We start from the raw sequence: 18,696 nt of genomic DNA on the forward strand, positions 1-18,696 counted from the left end.
TTAATTTTACTCTACAAATAACACAAAACGATCGCTATTATGAAACGATTTTCAAATCTATTTTTAGTGTCTTTATTGAGCGGAGCTATCACATTAGGCGCTTATAAATTTTTGTTTGACAACGATGGTTATTTTTCGAAAGACCGGAGCTCTTTAACCACTCTGGCTTCTGAAAATTATACCAAAAGAGTTGGTTTATCATCTGATGTTCTTGATTTTACAGAAGCTGCAGATAAGACAATTCATAGTGTTGTTCACGTTAAAAATGTTTCTTATCACAAAGTAAGCAATCCTATGCTGGAGTTTTTCTACGGTTATAAAGGAGGTCAATCTCAGGAACAGGTAGGAACAGGTTCCGGAGTTATCATTTCTGAAGACGGATATATTGTGACTAATAATCACGTAATCAGAGACGCTTCGGAAATTGAAATTACTTTAAACAATAAAAAATCGTATACCGCAAAACTGATAGGAACCGATTCTAAAATGGATATTGCATTATTGAAAATTGATGCCGATGAGAAATTACCTTATACTACTTTTGGTAATTCTGATGATGTTAAAGTTGGCGAATGGGTTCTGGCAGTAGGAAATCCGTACAACCTGACTTCTACAGTAACAGCAGGAATTGTTTCGGCTAAGGCCAGAAATTTAGGAACTGACGGAATTCAGTCCTTCATACAAACCGACGCTGCAGTAAACCCAGGAAACAGTGGTGGTGCATTAGTAAATACCCGTGGTGATTTAATTGGAATCAACACCATGATTACTTCGATGACGGGATCTTATGTAGGTTACTCTTTTGCAGTTCCTTCTAACATTACCCGAAAAATAATTGAAGATATTATGGAGTACGGCAATGTACAGCGCGGCATTTTAGGTGTTGAAGGAGGCGAACTAAATGCAATGGCTTCAAAAGAATTAGGAGTAAAAGAAACACAGGGTTTTTATATTAAGAATGTTAGAAAAAATACCGGTGCAGCTAAATCAGGATTGCAGGCAGGAGATATTATTGTAAAAATTGACAATCAAAATATTTCCACTTTTGCAGACCTTTCCGGTTACATCAACACTAAAAGACCTAACGATAAAGTTGCTGTGACCATCATCAGGAATGGAGAAAACAAAACAATTCCTGTGACTTTAAGCAAAAACGAACTTTTCAGCGTTGAGTTTAAAGGGATGGAATTAGAAAATATCTCAGCCACTGACAAAAAGAAATTCAAAGTTGATTATGGTGTAAAAATTAAGTCTATCAACAACGACAACTTAAGAGAATATACAGATGAATTAGTCGGAAATATTATATTGAGCATTGATAATATAAAAGCCACAGATGTTGAAGGTGTCTCTAAATTCTTAAATAGTAAAGATGAAAGACAAAGCGTCCGAATTGAAATGGTAAATAAAAACGGAGAAATTATTCGCATCATCATTTAATACAATACATACTAAATCCCAAAATCAAAGCCAGTAAATTTATTCTTACTGGCTTTTTTAATTCTAAAAAAAAATAAGCTTAAAAACTTCTCTCTTTAAAGTTATACTTAATCGTAGCATAAAGACCTTTCATTTATTAAAAGCGGCTCATTAAACGCAAAACTGTCCTAAAAAATCTAAGTCTTTCTCTGAGGGTACATACTTTAAAAAGTTTTTCAAAATAGTACCACAAAAAAAAGGCTATCCTTATTTTCCCGGAAAGCCTCTATATATTCTGACATTAATAACCTCAGTAATTACAACACCCTATTAATCTGAGTAACTCTTTTGCTGTAATATTTTTCTTTTATTGATGAAATTATAACTCCTCCGCCTACAGATGCATGAATGAATTTTATATCCCCATTGTCTACTTCAACTACCATTCCTACATGATTGATCTGGCTGCGTCCATTGGTTTTAAAAAAGATCAAATCTCCCTTTTGAGCTTCCTCACTATTCACTTTTACACCATATTGCGACTGTTCAAAAGAAGTTCTCGGTAGTTGAATATCAAATGCGCCAAAAGTAGTACACATTAAACCCGAGCAATCAAAACCATCTTTCGTTGTTCCGCCTGTTCTGTAACGAACACCTATATTTTCTGAGGCAGTAGCGATTAATTTCTCAATAAAATCTGCATCGTGAAGGGGCTCCACTACATAAACAGATTCATTTTTACTGATTCCCTCATCAGTGAAATCAAACTTTTTAGGTGTTTTTACATTGGATTTCAGTGTACGTATTTTTAATTTCTCTCCTATTAAAAGCTTAGCTGCAATTTTAGGATTCTGAATCTCTAACTCCTTTACTGTAATTCCGTATTCTTTTGCAATTCCGTATTTTGTTTCTTTAGCTACAACCTCATGACTAACTTCAACTTCAGCATCATCCAAAGTTTTTTGAACATCCTCTACAGTTGGACGCACTTCATTTTTTAAAGCAGTTTCTTCTTTTTTTATTTTATTGTTGGTGGTAGGAATTACTATTTTCTGACCAGTTCTTAGTGCCTGTGTTTCTAAAATCGGATTAGCCTTTTGAATATCAGACACTGATACACCATATTCCTTAGCTATACCATACAGCGTTTCTTTAGCCAAAACTTCTTTTATTACATTCATTGTTAAATGAAGGTTAATACCGTTTTCAGTATTCTGCTTCACTTCAGGAGCAGAAATCTCTTTCTGGGCAGTAGTAACCTCATCTTTTAATTCCTGACCAGGTATAATAATCGAACTTCCAACACGAAGCCCTTTTTTCTTTAATAACGGATTTGAACTGTATAAATCAGCCACTTTCACCCCATATTGCTTAGCAATTCCGTATAAAGTTTCTTTAGCTAAAACAAGATGTTGCTTTTGAGTACTAATCCCTTCTGAATCATCCTTAATATTAGCTGTTAGCTTTCCATTTTTATCGCTAACAAATGGTATTAATAAAACCTGTTCAAATTTAATTCCATCCTTAGCATTCGGATTAACAGCATAAATCTGAGAAGCATCTAAATGGTATTGTTGTGCAATTTTAAAAACAGTTTCTCCTTTAGCCACTATATGCTGAATGTATTTCTCCTGAGAAAAAACATTCCAAGTACCAAATAAAAGAAACATTAAAATCCAAAAATTACACCTCATAAAATCGTTTAAATAATTTCTTAATCTATTGTATTGTTTAAAACTAATAAACAGACAAAGAACTTCATAACTAACTATAATTTTTTTTTACGAAAGCGAATTTAATGTTTTAATGACAAGAATCCCAACTTTTAACACCACTTTAAACTATTTTTTGCACTAAAACCAAAAAAAAGCGCCTTGTTCACACAAAGCGCTTTTAAATATAAATTTCAAATCATTTTATTCATTTGCTTCTGCGGCAATTAAATTCAACGCTGAACCAGCTACAAACCAGCCTATCTGACTCGCATTGTAAGTGTGGTTAGCCAGAATAACATCTTTAGAACCGTCAGCATGAACAAATTCTACTGATAATGGTTTTCCTGGTGCAAAATCAACTAAATCAATAAAGTTAATTGTATCATCTTCCTGAATTTTATCATAATCATTTTCATCTGCAAATGTCAACCCTAAAAGACCTTGTTTTTTGAGATTAGTTTCATGAATACGGGCAAATGATTTTACTAAAACCGCTTTTACTCCTAAGAAACGTGGTTCCATAGCAGCATGTTCACGTGAAGAACCTTCGCCGTAATTATGATCTCCAATCACAACCGAAGGAATTCCTGCGGCTTTATAGGCACGTGCCACAGCAGGAACAGCATCATACATTCCTGTTATTTGATTTTTAACTGCATTGGTCTTTTGATTAAATGCATTTACGGCACCAATTAACATATTATTAGAAATATTATCTAAATGCCCACGGAAACGCAACCAGGGTCCAGCCATAGAAATATGATCTGTAGTACATTTTCCAAAAGCTTTAATTAGCAATTTTGCTCCTGAAATATTTTTACCATCCCATGGTTCAAATGGAGCTAATAATTGCAATCTGTCCGAATCAGGATTAACTGCAATCTGAACAGCTGAACCATCTTCGGCCGGAGCCTGAAAACCTGCATCTTCTACATCAAATCCTTTTGAAGGTAATTCTTCCCCAAAAGGTGCGGTCAATTTAACTTCCTGACCATTATCATTTAATAAAGTATCAGTTATGGGATTAAAATCCAGCCTTCCCGAGATTGCTAATGCAGCAACCATCTCCGGCGAAGTTACAAATGCATGTGTATTTGGGTTACCATCTGCTCTTTTTGAGAAATTACGGTTAAACGAATGCACAATAGTGTTTTTTTCTCCTTTATCAGCACCTTCTCTGTCCCATTGTCCAATACATGGTCCGCAAGCATTAGTAAACACCTTAGTGCCTAATTTTTCAAAAGTAGCAATTATACCGTCTCTTTCAATAGTATAACGAATTTGTTCAGAACCCGGATTAATTCCAAACTCAGCTTTTGGAGTAATTCCAAGCTCAACAGCCTGACTTACAATAGATGCAGCTCTGGTCATGTCTTCATAAGAAGAATTAGTACAGGAACCTATTAATCCCCACTCTACTTTTAGTGGCCATCCATTAGCTTCAGCTTCCGCTTTCATTTTAGAAACCGGAGTACCTCTGTCCGGAGTAAAAGGACCATTGATATGAGGCTCTAATTCTGAAAGATTAATTTCAATAACCTGATCAAAATACTTTTCCGGATTAGCATAAACTTCAGCATCTCCCGTCAAATAATCCGCCACTTCATCAGCAGCATCCACAACGTCCTGACGACCTGTAGCAGCTAAATATCTTCTCATGGAATCATCATATCCAAAAGTTGAAGTTGTAGCACCAATTTCAGCCCCCATATTACAAATGGTACCTTTACCGGTACAAGACATATTAGTAGCACCTTCACCAAAATATTCAACAATAGCTCCCGTTCCTCCTTTTACCGTAAGAATATCAGCTACTTTTAAAATAACATCTTTTGGTGCCGTCCATCCGGATAATTTTCCTGTTAGTTTTACACCTATTAATTTTGGAAATTTCAATTCCCATGACATTCCCGACATTACATCCACTGCATCTGCTCCTCCAACACCAATTGCCAGCATACCCAATCCACCTGCATTAACTGTATGAGAATCGGTCCCAATCATCATTCCACCTGGGAAAGCATAATTTTCCAATACAATCTGATGAATAATTCCAGATCCAGGTTTCCAGAAACCAATACCATATTTATTTGAAACTGATGATAAGAAATCAAAAACTTCTTTAGATTGTGAATTGGCTACAGCCAAATCATATTTAGCTCCATTTTTTGCTAAGATTAAGTGATCACAATGCACTGTGGTGGGCACAGCAACTGTTTTCTTTCCGGCGTGCATAAATTGCAATAAAGCCATTTGAGCCGTTGCATCCTGACATGCTACACGGTCAGGAGCAAAATCAACATAATCAACCCCTCTTACATAGGCTTCCTTGGCCATACCTTCCCAAAGGTGGCTATACAAAATCTTCTCTGTTAAAGTAAGTGGACGATCAACTATTTTTCGTGCTGCATCAACACGAGTACTCATGTTGGCATACACTTTTTTTATCATTTCAATATCAAATGCCATAAGATTTATTAATTGTTTTTTTATTATTATTTTTTGACATCACAATATACGAAAAATAGAGTAGCTATAAAAAAAAAGCCTGAGTTTATTACTCAGGCTTTGGATTATGATGAACTACTATTAGTATAAAAATAATTATTTCACTAACTGTTTATGAGAAGGCGCAAATTTAGTCAGGTTGATACCCTTAACTGCTGTTTTATATTCATCTATAGTAGGTGTTCTACCTAAAATAGTAGAAAGAACTACAACAGGAGTTGAAGAAAGTAATGATTCTCCTTTTTTACCTTCAGCATCTTCAACAACTCTTCCCTGGAAAAGGCGAGTAGAAGTTGCCATAACCGTATCTCCTTTTGCTGCTTTTTCCTGATTTCCCATACAAAGATTACAACCCGGACGCTCTAAATACAACATTTTCTCATAAGTTGTACGTGCCGCTATTTTTGGTGCGTTATCATCAAATTCGAAACCTGAATATTTTTGTAAAACCTCCCAGTCTCCTTCAGACTTCAGTTCGTCTACAATATTATAAGTAGGAGGAGCAACTACAAGTGGCGCTTTAAATTCCACTTTACCCTGCTGCTCTTCTATGTTTTTAAGCATCTGAGCAAGGATTTTCATATCTCCTTTATGAACCATACAAGAACCTATAAATCCAAGATCCACTTTTTTATCACCTCCGTAAAAAGACAAAGGTCTAATTGTGTCGTGCGTATATCTTTTAGAAACATCAATATTATTCACATCAGGATCAGCAATCATAGGTTCAGCAATAATATCAAGATCAACCACTACTTCAGCGTAATACTTAGCATTTGCATCCGGAGCCAATGCAGGTTTTTCACCTGATTTTATTTCAGCAATTCTTCTGTCAGCAATAGCAATCAATCCTTTAAGAACCTGATTTTTATTATCCATTCCTTTATCAATCATGATCTGGATTCTGCTTTTAGCTATTTCTAAAGACTCAATCAGAGTTTCATCTTCAGAGATACAGATAGAAGCTTTCGCTTTCATCTCTGCAGTCCAATCCGTAAAAGTAAAGGCCTGATCTGCCGTAAGCGTACCAATATGCACTTCAATAACTCTGCCCTGAAACACATTTTCACCTTTAAACTGCTGTAACATCTGAGCCTGAGTAGCATGAACAACATCACGGAAATCCATGTAAGGCGCCATATCACCTTTAAACGTAACCTTAACAGACTGAGGGATTGGCATCGTTGCTTCACCAGTAGCCAATGCTAAAGCAACAGTTCCTGAGTCAGCACCAAAAGCAACACCTTTAGACATTCTTGTATGAGAATCACCCCCAATGATGATAGCCCAGTCATCTACCGTAATATCATTAAGCACTTTATGAATTACATCGGTCATTGCATGGTATTCTCCTTTAGGGTCACGAGCTGTAATCAAACCAAAATCATTCATGAACTTCATCAATCTTGGAATGTTTGCTTTAGACTTGTTATCCCAAACAGAAGCAGTATGACAACCAGATTGGTAAGCACCATCAACAATTGGCGAAATTACCGTAGCTGCCATAGACTCTAATTCCTGAGAAGTCATCAAACCAGTAGTATCCTGAGACCCTACAATGTTTACTTCTACACGTACATCAGAACCTGCATGTAATACTTTGCCTGGTGTAGTTCCAACAGCATTTTTATTAAATATCTTCTCTACTGCGGTAAGTCCCTGACCTTCATGAGAAATTTCTTTTGAAGGAGCATAAACAGCCGGAACAGGAATATTTAGTGTTTTTGCAGCGAATGTTTGTAATTTTTTACCAAAAACGATAGCATAAGAACCACCAGCTTTAATAAATTCTACTTTTTGTGGAGTTAATGAAGATGATATATCAATCAGCTCTTTATCCCCATTATATAATTTTTTTGTTTTTGTATTAATAGTAAGAACCGTTCCTGTAGCTACAGAATACACTTCTTCCAGCACAGGCTCTCCTGATGCATCAACTATAACATTCCCCTGTGCATCTAGTTTTTTAACCCAGTTTTTAAGGTCGATACCAATTCCTCCTGTAACACCTACAGTAGTAAGGAAAATTGGAGAAATACCATTAGTTCCTGCAATAATTGGTGCAATATTAATAAACGGAACATAAGGACTTGCCTGTCTTCCGGTCCATAACGCCACATTATTTACTCCTGACATTCTGGATGACCCTACTCCCATAGTACCTCTTTCGGCAATTAGCATCACGCTTTTATCAGGATGCGCTTCTCTCAGGGATTTAATATCAGCCTGAGCTTCTGGTGAAATCAAACATTTACCATGAAGTTCACGATCTGATCTTGAGTGCGCCTGATTCCCCGGAGAAAGTAAATCAGTCGAAATATCTCCTTCACCTGCAATATAGGTAACTACTTTAATTTCTTCAGCAATTTCAGGTAATTTAGTAAAAAATTCTGCTTTTGCATAGCTTTCTAAAATAGCTGCAGCAATTTCATTTCCTTCTTTATAAGCTTTCTCTAAACGATCTGTATCTGCTTCATAAAGATAAACCTGAGTTTTAAGAACTTCTGCTGCTTCTTTAGCAATTACAGCATCATTACCTAAAGCCAAATCCAGTAATACTTCTATAGAAGGTCCACCTTTCATATGTGATAATAACTCTAAAGCAAATGCCGGAGTAATTTCTGCAACCACAGATTCTCCCAGAATTATTTCTTTCAAAAACTTAGCTTTTACGCCAGCAGCACTGGTAGTACCAGGTACAACATTATAAATAAAAAAATGAAGAGAATCCTCTCTATACTCATTATCCAAATCTTTAATTTGCCCAATGATTTCGCTTAGTAATTCAGCACCATCAATTGGTTTTGGGTTAAGACCCTGTACTTTTCGTTCTTCAATCTCTTGGATATAATCCTTATAAGTATTCATAATAGAAATCTTTTCATTGTTAGAGGTCAATTACTATGAAAATTTCAATGTAAAAGCCATAATACCTAGGTTTTTTTTATTTGTGGCGCAAATTTAGTTATTTATGATGAGATTTAAAAAAATTTTAACCTCCCTCTTCATACCCTTACATACATTATTAAAAAATACGCATTCTATTAGATTTAAAATAAGAAAAAAAACGAATTTCAACTCATTTTATAAACAATCAATAATACAGAAACTATTTTCTAACAAACTTAAAACATGTTGTTATATCGAAAAGCATTTTAGAGACTAGAAAACACCGCAAAATCAGTACTAAACGAGCTTAGCAATAATCATTTCTTCGGTAATTCCTTCGGCATCCGCCTTGTAATTTTTAATGATCCGATGTCTTAAAACTGAAGTCGCCACAGCCACTACATTTTCTATATCCGGAGAGAATTTTCCATTAAAAGCTGCATGCGCTTTAGCAGCTAAAATTAAATTTTGTGAAGCTCTGGGTCCGGCACCCCAATCCAAATAATTTTTAACGAAGTCGGTTGCTAAATTACCGTCAGGACGTGTTTTACTCACCAGACTCACCGCATATTCCACTACATTATCTGCTACAGGAATCCGGCGTATTAAATGTTGAAAATCGATGATTTCCTGAGCTGTAAATAAAGGAGTTATTTTCTGACTCACATCTGAAGTAGTTCTCTTAACGACCTGAACTTCTTCTTCAAAAGAAGGATACTCCAGCTTAACTGCAAACATAAACCGATCCAGCTGCGCTTCAGGCAAAGGATAGGTACCTTCTTGCTCAATAGGATTTTGAGTCGCTAAAACAAAATAAGGCAAATCCAGTTTATGATTCACCCCCGCTATTGTAACCGATCGCTCCTGCATAGCTTCCAATAAAGCGGCCTGAGTTTTAGGTGGTGTTCTGTTAATTTCGTCTGCTAAAATAATATTTGAAAAAACAGGTCCTTTTATAAATTTAAACTGTCTGTTTTCATCTAAAATTTCACTTCCTAAAATATCCGAAGGCATTAAATCAGGCGTAAACTGAATTCTTTTAAAATTTAGTCCTAATGCTTCCGAAAGCGTATTAACCATTAATGTTTTTGCTAAACCGGGAACCCCAATTAAAAGCGCATGTCCTCCTGAAAAAATACACAACAGCAACTGATCGATTACCGCTTCCTGACCTACAATGATTTTTGCTATTTCACTTTTTAACTCAGTCCGTTTCTGAACTAAATTCTGTATTGCCGTTACATCAGACATTTTAAAACTATTTTAAATTAAAAAAGAGTCAACTCTATAAATTTATAAAGCTAACTCTTTTTATATGTTTTGACCAAATTATTTTTTCAACCAGTTATTTGTAAAATCACAATCTCTGTATTCACCAACAATCTTAATGTATGTTTCTTTAATCTTCTCATCAAACCACTTTGCAATGGCTTTGATTTGTTTTTCTTTAAGAGCCAGATCCTTAATTTTCACATAATCCTGAGCATAATCAGCAGTATGCTCATTAATCCTGTTTGTCACCGTAATAATTTTATACTGTTTTTTTCCCGATGGTGTTTCATCTAAAATAGGCATTGAAATTTCATTATCTTTTAAATTAGAAACCTGTGAATATAATGTAGGATCCATTTTAGTCAATTCAAAGCGTGCATCCTGGGTATTTGGATTAATTAAAACTCCGCCATTCGCCCTGGTTTCTTTTTGATCAGAAGTACTTCTTGCAGCATCTGCAAAAGAAATTTCTTTATCTACGATACGCTTTCTAATTAGAGTAATTTTTTCTTTTGCTTCATCCAGAGATTCTTTAGTAACTGTTGGAGTCAATAAAATATGACGCAACTCCAGCTCCTGACCTTTAATTTTCTCTAAATAAATAATATGAAAACCATATTCTGTTTCAAAAGGCTCCGAAATTTCACCTTCATCTAAACTAAAAGCAACATCTTTAAACTCTTTTACAAAAGGTGTTTTTCGGGTCATTTTATAAAAACCTCCACTTGATCTTGATCCAGGATCCTGAGAATACAATACTGCCTTAGTAGCAAAGCTTGATCCTTCCTGAATATCTTTTTTAAAACCATTTAACCGGTCTATTACTTTTTGTTTTTCTGCCTGTGTAATTTTAGGCTCTATCACAATTTGTGCTACCTCCATTTCAGCACCAAAAAGCGGTAACTCATCCTTAGGTATTCTTTTGAAAAAATTACGCACTTCTTCCGGTGTGATTTCAACTCCGTCAACTATCTTTTTCTGCATTTCAGAAGTGAGTTTATTTTCTTTTAAAATATCAAAAAAATAACTTCTGAACTCTTCTTCAGAATCTTTCTTATAATACTTTATTACCTTATCCATTGAACCAATTTGCTGGATCATATAACTCAAACGTTCGTCCATCATTGCCTTTACTTCGGCATCCGTAACCTTAACACTATCCTGAATAGCCTGATGTGCATATAATTTATCCTCCAGCAATTTCCCTAACATCTGACACCTTGTAATGTCTTTTACAGAACCTCCCTGACTTGAAATCTCCAGATAAGCTTTATCAATATCTGAATCTAAAACTATATAATCCCCCACTGTAGCAATTACACCATCTATTTTTTGCCTTTGACCCGTTGTTTTCATCTTTTTCTCTGAAACAACAGCACTGTCTTTTATTATTTCCTGTGCATTTACTGCGGTATTCAAAAACAGAACGCAAAAAAACAGAAGGGCATTTTTAATATGTATGGATTTCATTCTAAAGGATTTTACAAGCATTTGCTTTTAGGTAATTTATATTTTTTAATTGTTTTCCTATGTGATTTTCAAAGAATAAAAATCAGCCGGTAAGATAACAACTTAAAAAGACATTTGTTATAATTTATTTTAATAAAAACGAACAAAAATAACAATTCAATTACATTAAACAAGTTTACACCTGACTATTAACAAAAAATTATATTCAAAAAAAAAGACGAGAAAAAACTTTTAGAAAAAACTTTCTTTTCTAAAATCTGAATAAGAATTAAGAAAACGGTCATTTAAAAAGAAAAGATATCTATCAAGGGGGAAGTTATTTATTTTTAAATCGAATTTATAAATAGTACTTTTGCAAACTATTTATATTTACTATGAGCTTTTTAAAAGAAATACAACGTAGAAGAACCTTTGGAATTATCTCGCATCCTGATGCAGGAAAGACAACACTTACTGAAAAACTCCTTCTTTTTGGAGGTGCAATTCAGGAAGCAGGAGCTGTAAAAAACAATAAAATTAAAAAAGGAGCTACAAGTGATTTTATGGAAATTGAACGTCAGAGAGGAATCTCTGTATCAACTTCTGTTTTAGCATTCAACTACAAAGACAAAAAAATAAACATTCTCGACACTCCCGGACATAAGGATTTTGCCGAAGATACTTTTAGAACTTTGACTGCCGTTGACAGTGTAATCGTCGTAATTGACGTTGCAAAAGGAGTTGAGGAACAAACTGAAAAATTAGTTGCGGTTTGTCGAATGCGTAAAATCCCCATTATTGTTTTCATTAACAAATTGGATCGTGAAGGTCATGACGCTTTTGACCTGATGGATGAAGTAGAACAAAAATTAGGTCTTACTGTCACTCCATTGAGCTTCCCTATCGGAATGGGTTATGATTTTCAGGGAATTTACAATCTTTGGGAACAAAACATCAACTTATTTAGTGGAGACAGTCGAAAAAATATTGAAGAAACTATTGCTTTCGAAGATGTTCAAAATCCGGAATTAGAAAAAATTATTGGTCAAAAACCAGCTGAAAGATTACGTGAAGAACTGGAATTAATTGATGAAGTATATCCCAAATTCAACCAACAAGACTATCTGGACGGGAAATTACAACCTGTATTTTTTGGTTCTGCTTTAAATAATTTTGGTGTCAGAGAATTATTGGATTGTTTTGTTGCTATTGCTCCTTCGCCAAGACCTAAAGAATCAGAAACCCGTTTGGTTGATCCAAAAGAAGAAAAATTATCCGGTTTTGTATTTAAAATCCATGCTAATATGGATCCAAAACACCGTGACCGTTTAGCCTTTATCAAAATTGTTTCGGGAACTTTTGAGAGAAACAAACCTTATTATCATGTTCGTCAGAAGAAAAATTTAAAATTCTCGAGTCCAAATGCCTTTTTTGCAGAGAAAAAAGAAATTGTTGATATTTCTTATCCGGGCGATATTGTAGGATTGCACGATACAGGAAATTTCAAAATTGGTGACACTTTAACTGAGGGAGAAATTATGAATTTTAAAGGAATTCCGAGTTTCTCTCCGGAACATTTCAGATACATAAATAATGCCGACCCAATGAAAGCCAAACAACTGGACAAAGGCGTTGACCAATTAATGGATGAAGGTGTAGCACAGTTATTTACTTTAGAAATGAATAACCGAAAAGTAATTGGTACTGTAGGAGCGCTTCAATATGAAGTAATTCAATACCGTTTGGAACATGAATATGGCGCAAAATGTACCTACGAAAATTTCCCGGTTCACAAAGCGTGTTGGGTAAAACCGGATGATGCTAAAAATGAGGAATTCAAAGAATTTAAACGTATCAAACAAAAATTTCTTGCTAAGGATAAATACGATCAATTGGTATTCTTGGCTGATTCAGACTTTACCATACAGATGACACAAAATAAATACCCAAGTGTTAAATTGTTTTTCACTTCTGAATTGGATTAAAAACAATTACTTAAACGCATAAAAAAACGTCTCACTTATTGAATGAGACGTTTTTTTTATGATTTTTATCTTTCTATTTAAGATAATGAATTTTCGTAATTCACTACTTTTTTCAAAAAAGCTTTAATTAACAAACGATTAGGAGCTATTCCCGAAGTGATAATTAATTTCTTAGCACTTGTACCTTCTGAAGACATTATAGAATTAGGATCTTGTTTTGTTCCCATAAACCATAAAGCAAATTCCATGTTAGAAGTAGCTCTGGAGCTTTCAGCTTTCACATTAGCTGATACTTCTTTTTCATTAAATCCTACCGATTGATTTTGACTGAATCCGGAAAAAGAAAACATAAAAAACAGCACAAATACAAATATTGATAACATCAGTTGAGAATTTGTATTATTTGTTTTAGAGTTATTCATGGCTTTGTTTCTTCAGTTATTATTTTATTATGAAACAAATCTATTGCAATACAAAAGCAGTAAAAAACATTTCCGATAAACTACCCTAATACTCGATTAGTTACTGAAAAAAACAGCAATTACATCTTGTAAAAAACAAAAAAGGCTTTCATTTACCTGAAAGCCTTTGTGTTTATGCTTGTCCCGCAGGACCAAAATTAAGCGGAATAGGAGCCTGCTCCGTATCTTTTATTTCGCCATGAGCCACTTCAAAACGATGAATATTTTCGCCTATAGCTTTTAACAATCTCTTAGCATGCTGCGGAGTCAGAACAATTCTGGACTTTACTTTAGCTTTAGGAACTCCCGGCATAATACTCACAAAGTCTAAAACAAACTCTGAAGCCGAGTGATTGATTATAGCCAGATTAGAATAAATTCCTTCGGCAGTTTTTTCATCTAATTCAATATTGATTTGCTCTTGTTGTTCTTTCATATCAGATCTTTTTTAAAACTAAAAAGTTAAAAGTAAAAAAAATAGAAAGACCACACGAGGTAATCTTTCTATTTTTAATTCAAAGTATATAATTTATTAATAAATATATTCTTCTTTATTTGCCATCATATCGTTGTAATCTTCTTTAGAACCTACAATAGCGTTATCGTATTCTCTCATACCTGTACCAGCAGGGATTCTGTGTCCTACAATAACATTTTCTTTCAATCCTTCTAAAAGGTCTACTTTTCCGGCAACAGCAGCTTCGTTTAATACTTTTGTTGTTTCCTGGAAAGAAGCAGCAGAAATGAATGATTTTGTTTGAAGCGATGCTCTCGTAATACCTTGTAATATAGGAGTTGCAGTTGCAGTAACTACATCACGGGCAACAACAAGGTTTTTATCAGAACGTTTCAACAATGAATTCTCATCTCTTAATTGACGCGGAGTAACAATCTGACCTTCTTTTAAGTTAGAAGAATCTCCTGCATCCTCAACTACTTTCATACCATATAATTTATCATTTTCAACGATGAAATCTTTAGTATGAATCAATTGATCCTCTAAGAATAAAGTATCACCCGGATCCTGAACTCTTACTTTACGCATCATTTGACGAATAACTACCTCAAAGTGCTTGTCGTTAATTTTTACCCCTTGTAAACGGTAAACTTCCTGAATTTCATTAACAAGATACTGTTGAACAGCAGCTGGTCCTTGAATTCTCAAGATATCATCCGGAGTAATAGCTCCGTCAGACAAAGGAACACCTGCTCTTACAAAGTCATTTTCCTGAACAAGAATCTGACTTGATAATTTTACAAGGTATTTCTTAATTTCACCAAATTTGGATTCGATGATAATCTCGCGGTTACCACGTTTAATTTTACCAAAAGAAACAACACCGTCAATTTCAGAAACTACCGCTGGATTTGAAGGATTACGAGCCTCTAAAAGCTCCGTAATTCTTGGTAAACCTCCTGTGATATCTCCTGATTTAGAAGAACGACGAGGGATTTTAACCAATACTTTACCTGCTTTAATTTTCTCTCCATTCTCAACCATCAGGTGAGCTCCAACTGGTAAGTTGTAAGAACGAATCAATTCACCATCTTTACCGTAAACTAATAAAGTAGGAATTAATTTTTTGTTTCTCGCCTCAGAAATTACTTTTTCCTGGAATCCGGTTTGCTCATCAATTTCAACCATGAACGATTGTCCTTGCTCTAAATCTTCGTAAGCAATTTTACCCGTAAACTCCGAAACAATAACTCCATTATATGGATCCCATTTACAGATTACATCTCCTTTTGCAATAGACTGGCCATCTTTTACAAAAATACTGGATCCGTAAGGAATATTATGCGTATTTAAAACAATGCCTGTTTTTTCATCCACTAATTTCAATTCTGTAGAACGTGATACAACGATATCCACTTCGTTTCCTTCATTGTCTTCACCTTTTACAGTTTTTAAGTCTTCAACCTCTAGTTTCCCCGGAAATTTAGCAATAATACTGGATTCTTCAGAGATACCTCCTGCAACCCCTCCAACGTGGAATGTACGAAGTGTCAACTGTGTACCTGGCTCTCCAATAGACTGTGCAGCAATTACACCTACAGCTTCACCCCTTTGAGTCATTTTTCCGGTTGCTAAGTTACGTCCGTAACATTTAGCACAAATACCTTTTAACGCCTCACAAGTTAATGGAGAACGAACTTCGATACTCTCTAATGGAGAAGCATCGATAGCCTTAACAATTGCCTCAGTGATTTGTTGTCCTGAAGTAACTAACACTTCATTAGTTAAAGGATTAATTACGTCTTGCAATGCAACACGTCCTAAGATTCTTTCTCCTAATGATTCAACAATTTCTTCATTTTTCTTCAATGCTGAAACTTCAACACCTCTTAAAGTACCACAATCTTCGATGTTCACAATAACGTCTTGAGAAACGTCATGTAATCTACGTGTCAGGTAACCAGCATCGGCTGTTTTAAGAGCCGTATCCGCAAGACCTTTACGAGCACCGTGAGTAGAAATAAAGTACTCAAGGATAGAAAGACCTTCCTTAAAGTTAGAAAGAATCGGGTTTTCGATAATCTCACCACCACCGGCAGTAGATTTTTTAGGCTTAGCCATCAAACCACGCATACCAGTTAACTGACGAATTTGCTCTTTAGATCCACGAGCTCCGGAATCAAGCATCATATACACCGAGTTAAAACCTTGTTGGTCTTCTCTAATGTTTTTCATTGCTAATTCTGTCAATTGGGCATTAGCAGAAGTCCATACGTCAATAACCTGGTTGTAACGTTCGTTATTGGTAATAAGACCCATGTTATAGTTAGCAGAAATTCCTTCTACCTGCTCTCTTGCATCAGCAATCAGTTGAGTTTTTTGTTCCGGAATTCTAATATCACCTAATGAGAATGATAATCCTCCTCGGAAGGCGAATTTATACCCCATATCTTTCATGTTATCCAAGAAGGCAGCCGTTTCAGGTACACTTGTTGAATTCAATACGTGACCGATAATATCTCTAAGGTTTTTCTTAGTCAATACTTCATTAATATATCCAGCTGCTGGTGGAACTACTTCATTAAACAATACACGTCCTGCAGTTGTCTGGATAATTTTATATACTAATTCTCCTTCATCATTAAAATCTTTTGCTCTGATTTTCACACGGGCATTCAATTCTAATCGTCCTTCATTTAATGCAATATTTACTTCCTCAGCAGAATAAAAAGTAAGTCCCTCTCCTAGAATTTTCTTTTCCGGAGTAGACAAACGCTCTTTGGTCATATAATAAAGACCCAAAACCATGTCCTGAGAAGGTACTGTAATAGGAGCACCGTTAGCAGGGTTAAGGATGTTGTGAGAAGCTAACATTAATAATTGAGCTTCAAGGATTGCTTCTGGTCCTAATGGCAAGTGAACTGCCATCTGATCCCCGTCAAAATCCGCGTTGAAAGCCGTACATACTAATGGATGTAATTGAATTGCTTTTCCTTCAATTAATTTTGGTTGGAAAGCCTGAATACCCAATCGGTGCAAAGTAGGAGCACGGTTCAGTAATACTGGATGTCCTTTAATTACATTTTCAAGAATATCCCAAACTACAGGTTCTTTTTTATCTATAATTTTCTTAGCAGATTTAACTGTTTTTACAATTCCTCTTTCAATCAATTTACGTATAACGAAAGGTTTGTATAATTCAGCTGCCATATCTTTTGGCAATCCACATTCGAATAATTTCAATTCAGGTCCAACAACAATTACCGAACGAGCAGAATAATCCACACGTTTTCCAAGTAAGTTTTGACGGAAACGTCCTTGCTTACCTTTTAAGGAATCTGATAATGATTTTAATGGTCTGTTAGATTCTGTTTTAACAGCAGAAGCTTTACGTGTGTTATCAAATAATGAATCTACAGATTCCTGTAACATACGTTTTTCGTTTCTTAAGATAACTTCTGGAGCTTTAATCTCCATTAATCTTTTCAAACGGTTGTTACGGATGATTACACGACGGTATAAGTCATTTAAATCTGAAGTTGCAAAACGACCTCCATCAAGTGGCACAAGCGGACGTAATTCCGGTGGAATAACAGGAACCACTTTCATAATCATCCATTCCGGACGATTTTCGCGGTTTAAGTTAGACTCACGGAAAGATTCCACAACTTGTAATCTTTTTAAAGCTTCCGTTTTACGTTGTTTAGACGTTTCGTTGTTAGCGCTGTGTCTTAATTCATAAGATAAAGCATCTAAGTCAATACGAGCTAATAAATCCATAATACACTCTGCTCCCATTTTGGCAACAAATTTATTAGGATCCATGTCATCTAAATATTGATTTTCTTGCGGAAGAGTATCTAAAATATTTAAGTATTCTTCTTCAGTTAAGAAATCTAGTCTTTGTAAAGATTCTCCATCTGCGTTTTTAGCAATACCAGCCTGGATTACTACGTATCTTTCGTAGTAAATAATCATATCTAATTTCTTAGACGGAAGACCAAGGATATAACCAATTTTATTAGGAAGAGAACGGAAATACCAAATGTGAGCGATAGGCACAACAAGGTTGATGTGTCCTACTCTGTCACGACGTACTTTTTTCTCCGTAACTTCAACACCACAACGGTCACAGATAATACCTTTGTAACGAATTCTTTTATATTTACCACAAGCACACTCAAAATCTTTTACTGGTCCGAAGATTCTTTCGCAGAAAAGACCATCACGCTCTGGTTTGTGCGTTCTGTAGTTGATAGTTTCCGGCTTCAAAACCTCACCTCTTGATTCTTTCAAGATAGATTCCGGAGAAGCTAATCCTATCGAAATTTTGTCAAACCTTTTTACCTGGTTTTTCTCTTTATTATTTCTGTTATTCATCATAGTTTTTACTATTGATTTATTTGCAATTAAAAAATTGATTCTCGTTTTAGTCTAAAGTCAAATGTCATAAAGTTTCTAAAGTCATAAAAGACTTTGGACTTTCGGCTTTCAAACTTTCGACTTAAACACTACCTCGAATTACTTCTCTAAACTTCAAA

The 18,696-nt window shown here is 35.0% G+C and carries 10 protein-coding genes; 2 read left to right on the plus strand and 8 right to left on the minus strand.

The window, feature by feature from the left end; all coding sequences use genetic code 11:
• Nucleotides 1–39: 39 nt before the first annotated feature.
• Nucleotides 40–1,440 carry a trypsin-like peptidase domain-containing protein gene (locus ACSV4D_RS05685; RefSeq protein ID WP_408081214.1) on the plus strand — a complete coding sequence of 467 codons (1,401 nt, stop codon included), beginning with the start codon at nt 40–42 and terminating at the stop codon, nt 1,438–1,440.
• A gap of 296 nt (nt 1,441–1,736) precedes the next feature.
• On the opposite strand, the gene ACSV4D_RS05690 is transcribed toward ACSV4D_RS05685, so the two are convergent.
• From ACSV4D_RS05690 to ACSV4D_RS05710, 5 genes are all read right to left on the minus strand, one after another.
• Nucleotides 1,737–3,113 (minus strand): LysM peptidoglycan-binding domain-containing protein, encoded by a 1,377-nt coding sequence (locus ACSV4D_RS05690; RefSeq protein WP_439227472.1) that lies wholly within the window; start codon nt 3,111–3,113, stop codon nt 1,737–1,739.
• Nucleotides 3,114–3,335: 222 nt separating this feature from the next.
• The gene (locus ACSV4D_RS05695; protein WP_408081212.1) at nt 3,336–5,603 is read right to left on the minus strand and encodes an aconitate hydratase; all 2,268 of its coding nucleotides are present in this window, start codon (nt 5,601–5,603) and stop codon (nt 3,336–3,338) included.
• A 135-nt stretch (nt 5,604–5,738) separates the two neighbouring features.
• The gene (locus ACSV4D_RS05700) at nt 5,739–8,510 is read right to left on the minus strand and encodes a bifunctional aconitate hydratase 2/2-methylisocitrate dehydratase (protein ID WP_439227473.1); all 2,772 of its coding nucleotides are present in this window, start codon (nt 8,508–8,510) and stop codon (nt 5,739–5,741) included.
• A gap of 318 nt (nt 8,511–8,828) precedes the next feature.
• Nucleotides 8,829–9,782, minus strand: coding sequence for an AAA family ATPase (locus ACSV4D_RS05705; RefSeq protein ID WP_439227474.1), 954 nt, complete (start codon nt 9,780–9,782; stop codon nt 8,829–8,831).
• Between the two features lie 78 nt (nt 9,783–9,860).
• Nucleotides 9,861–11,294, minus strand: a complete 1,434-nt coding sequence (locus ACSV4D_RS05710; RefSeq protein WP_408081209.1) for a peptidylprolyl isomerase — start codon at nt 11,292–11,294, stop codon at nt 9,861–9,863.
• A gap of 353 nt (nt 11,295–11,647) precedes the next feature.
• Between ACSV4D_RS05710 and ACSV4D_RS05715 the strand changes: the two genes are divergently transcribed.
• Entirely contained in the window at nt 11,648–13,237 is a 1,590-nt protein-coding gene (locus ACSV4D_RS05715) for a peptide chain release factor 3 (protein WP_439227475.1), read from the plus strand.
• Nucleotides 13,238–13,314: 77 nt separating this feature from the next.
• On the opposite strand, the gene ACSV4D_RS05720 is transcribed toward ACSV4D_RS05715, so the two are convergent.
• From ACSV4D_RS05720 to rpoC, 3 genes are all read right to left on the minus strand, one after another.
• Complete coding sequence (locus tag ACSV4D_RS05720) at nt 13,315–13,620, minus strand: hypothetical protein (protein WP_408081207.1); 306 nt, start codon at nt 13,618–13,620, stop codon at nt 13,315–13,317.
• 211 nt (nt 13,621–13,831) lie between these two features.
• The gene (locus ACSV4D_RS05725; protein WP_073240933.1) at nt 13,832–14,134 is read right to left on the minus strand and encodes a DUF3467 domain-containing protein; all 303 of its coding nucleotides are present in this window, start codon (nt 14,132–14,134) and stop codon (nt 13,832–13,834) included.
• 96 nt (nt 14,135–14,230) lie between these two features.
• Complete coding sequence (rpoC, locus tag ACSV4D_RS05730) at nt 14,231–18,538, minus strand: DNA-directed RNA polymerase subunit beta' (RefSeq protein ID WP_408081205.1); 4,308 nt, start codon at nt 18,536–18,538, stop codon at nt 14,231–14,233.
• Nucleotides 18,539–18,696: the final 158 nt, after the last annotated feature.

It is taken from the genome of Flavobacterium sp. ARAG 55.4, from assembly GCF_051846875.1.
GTDB classification, from domain to species: Bacteria; Bacteroidota; Bacteroidia; order Flavobacteriales; family Flavobacteriaceae; genus Flavobacterium; species Flavobacterium plantiphilum.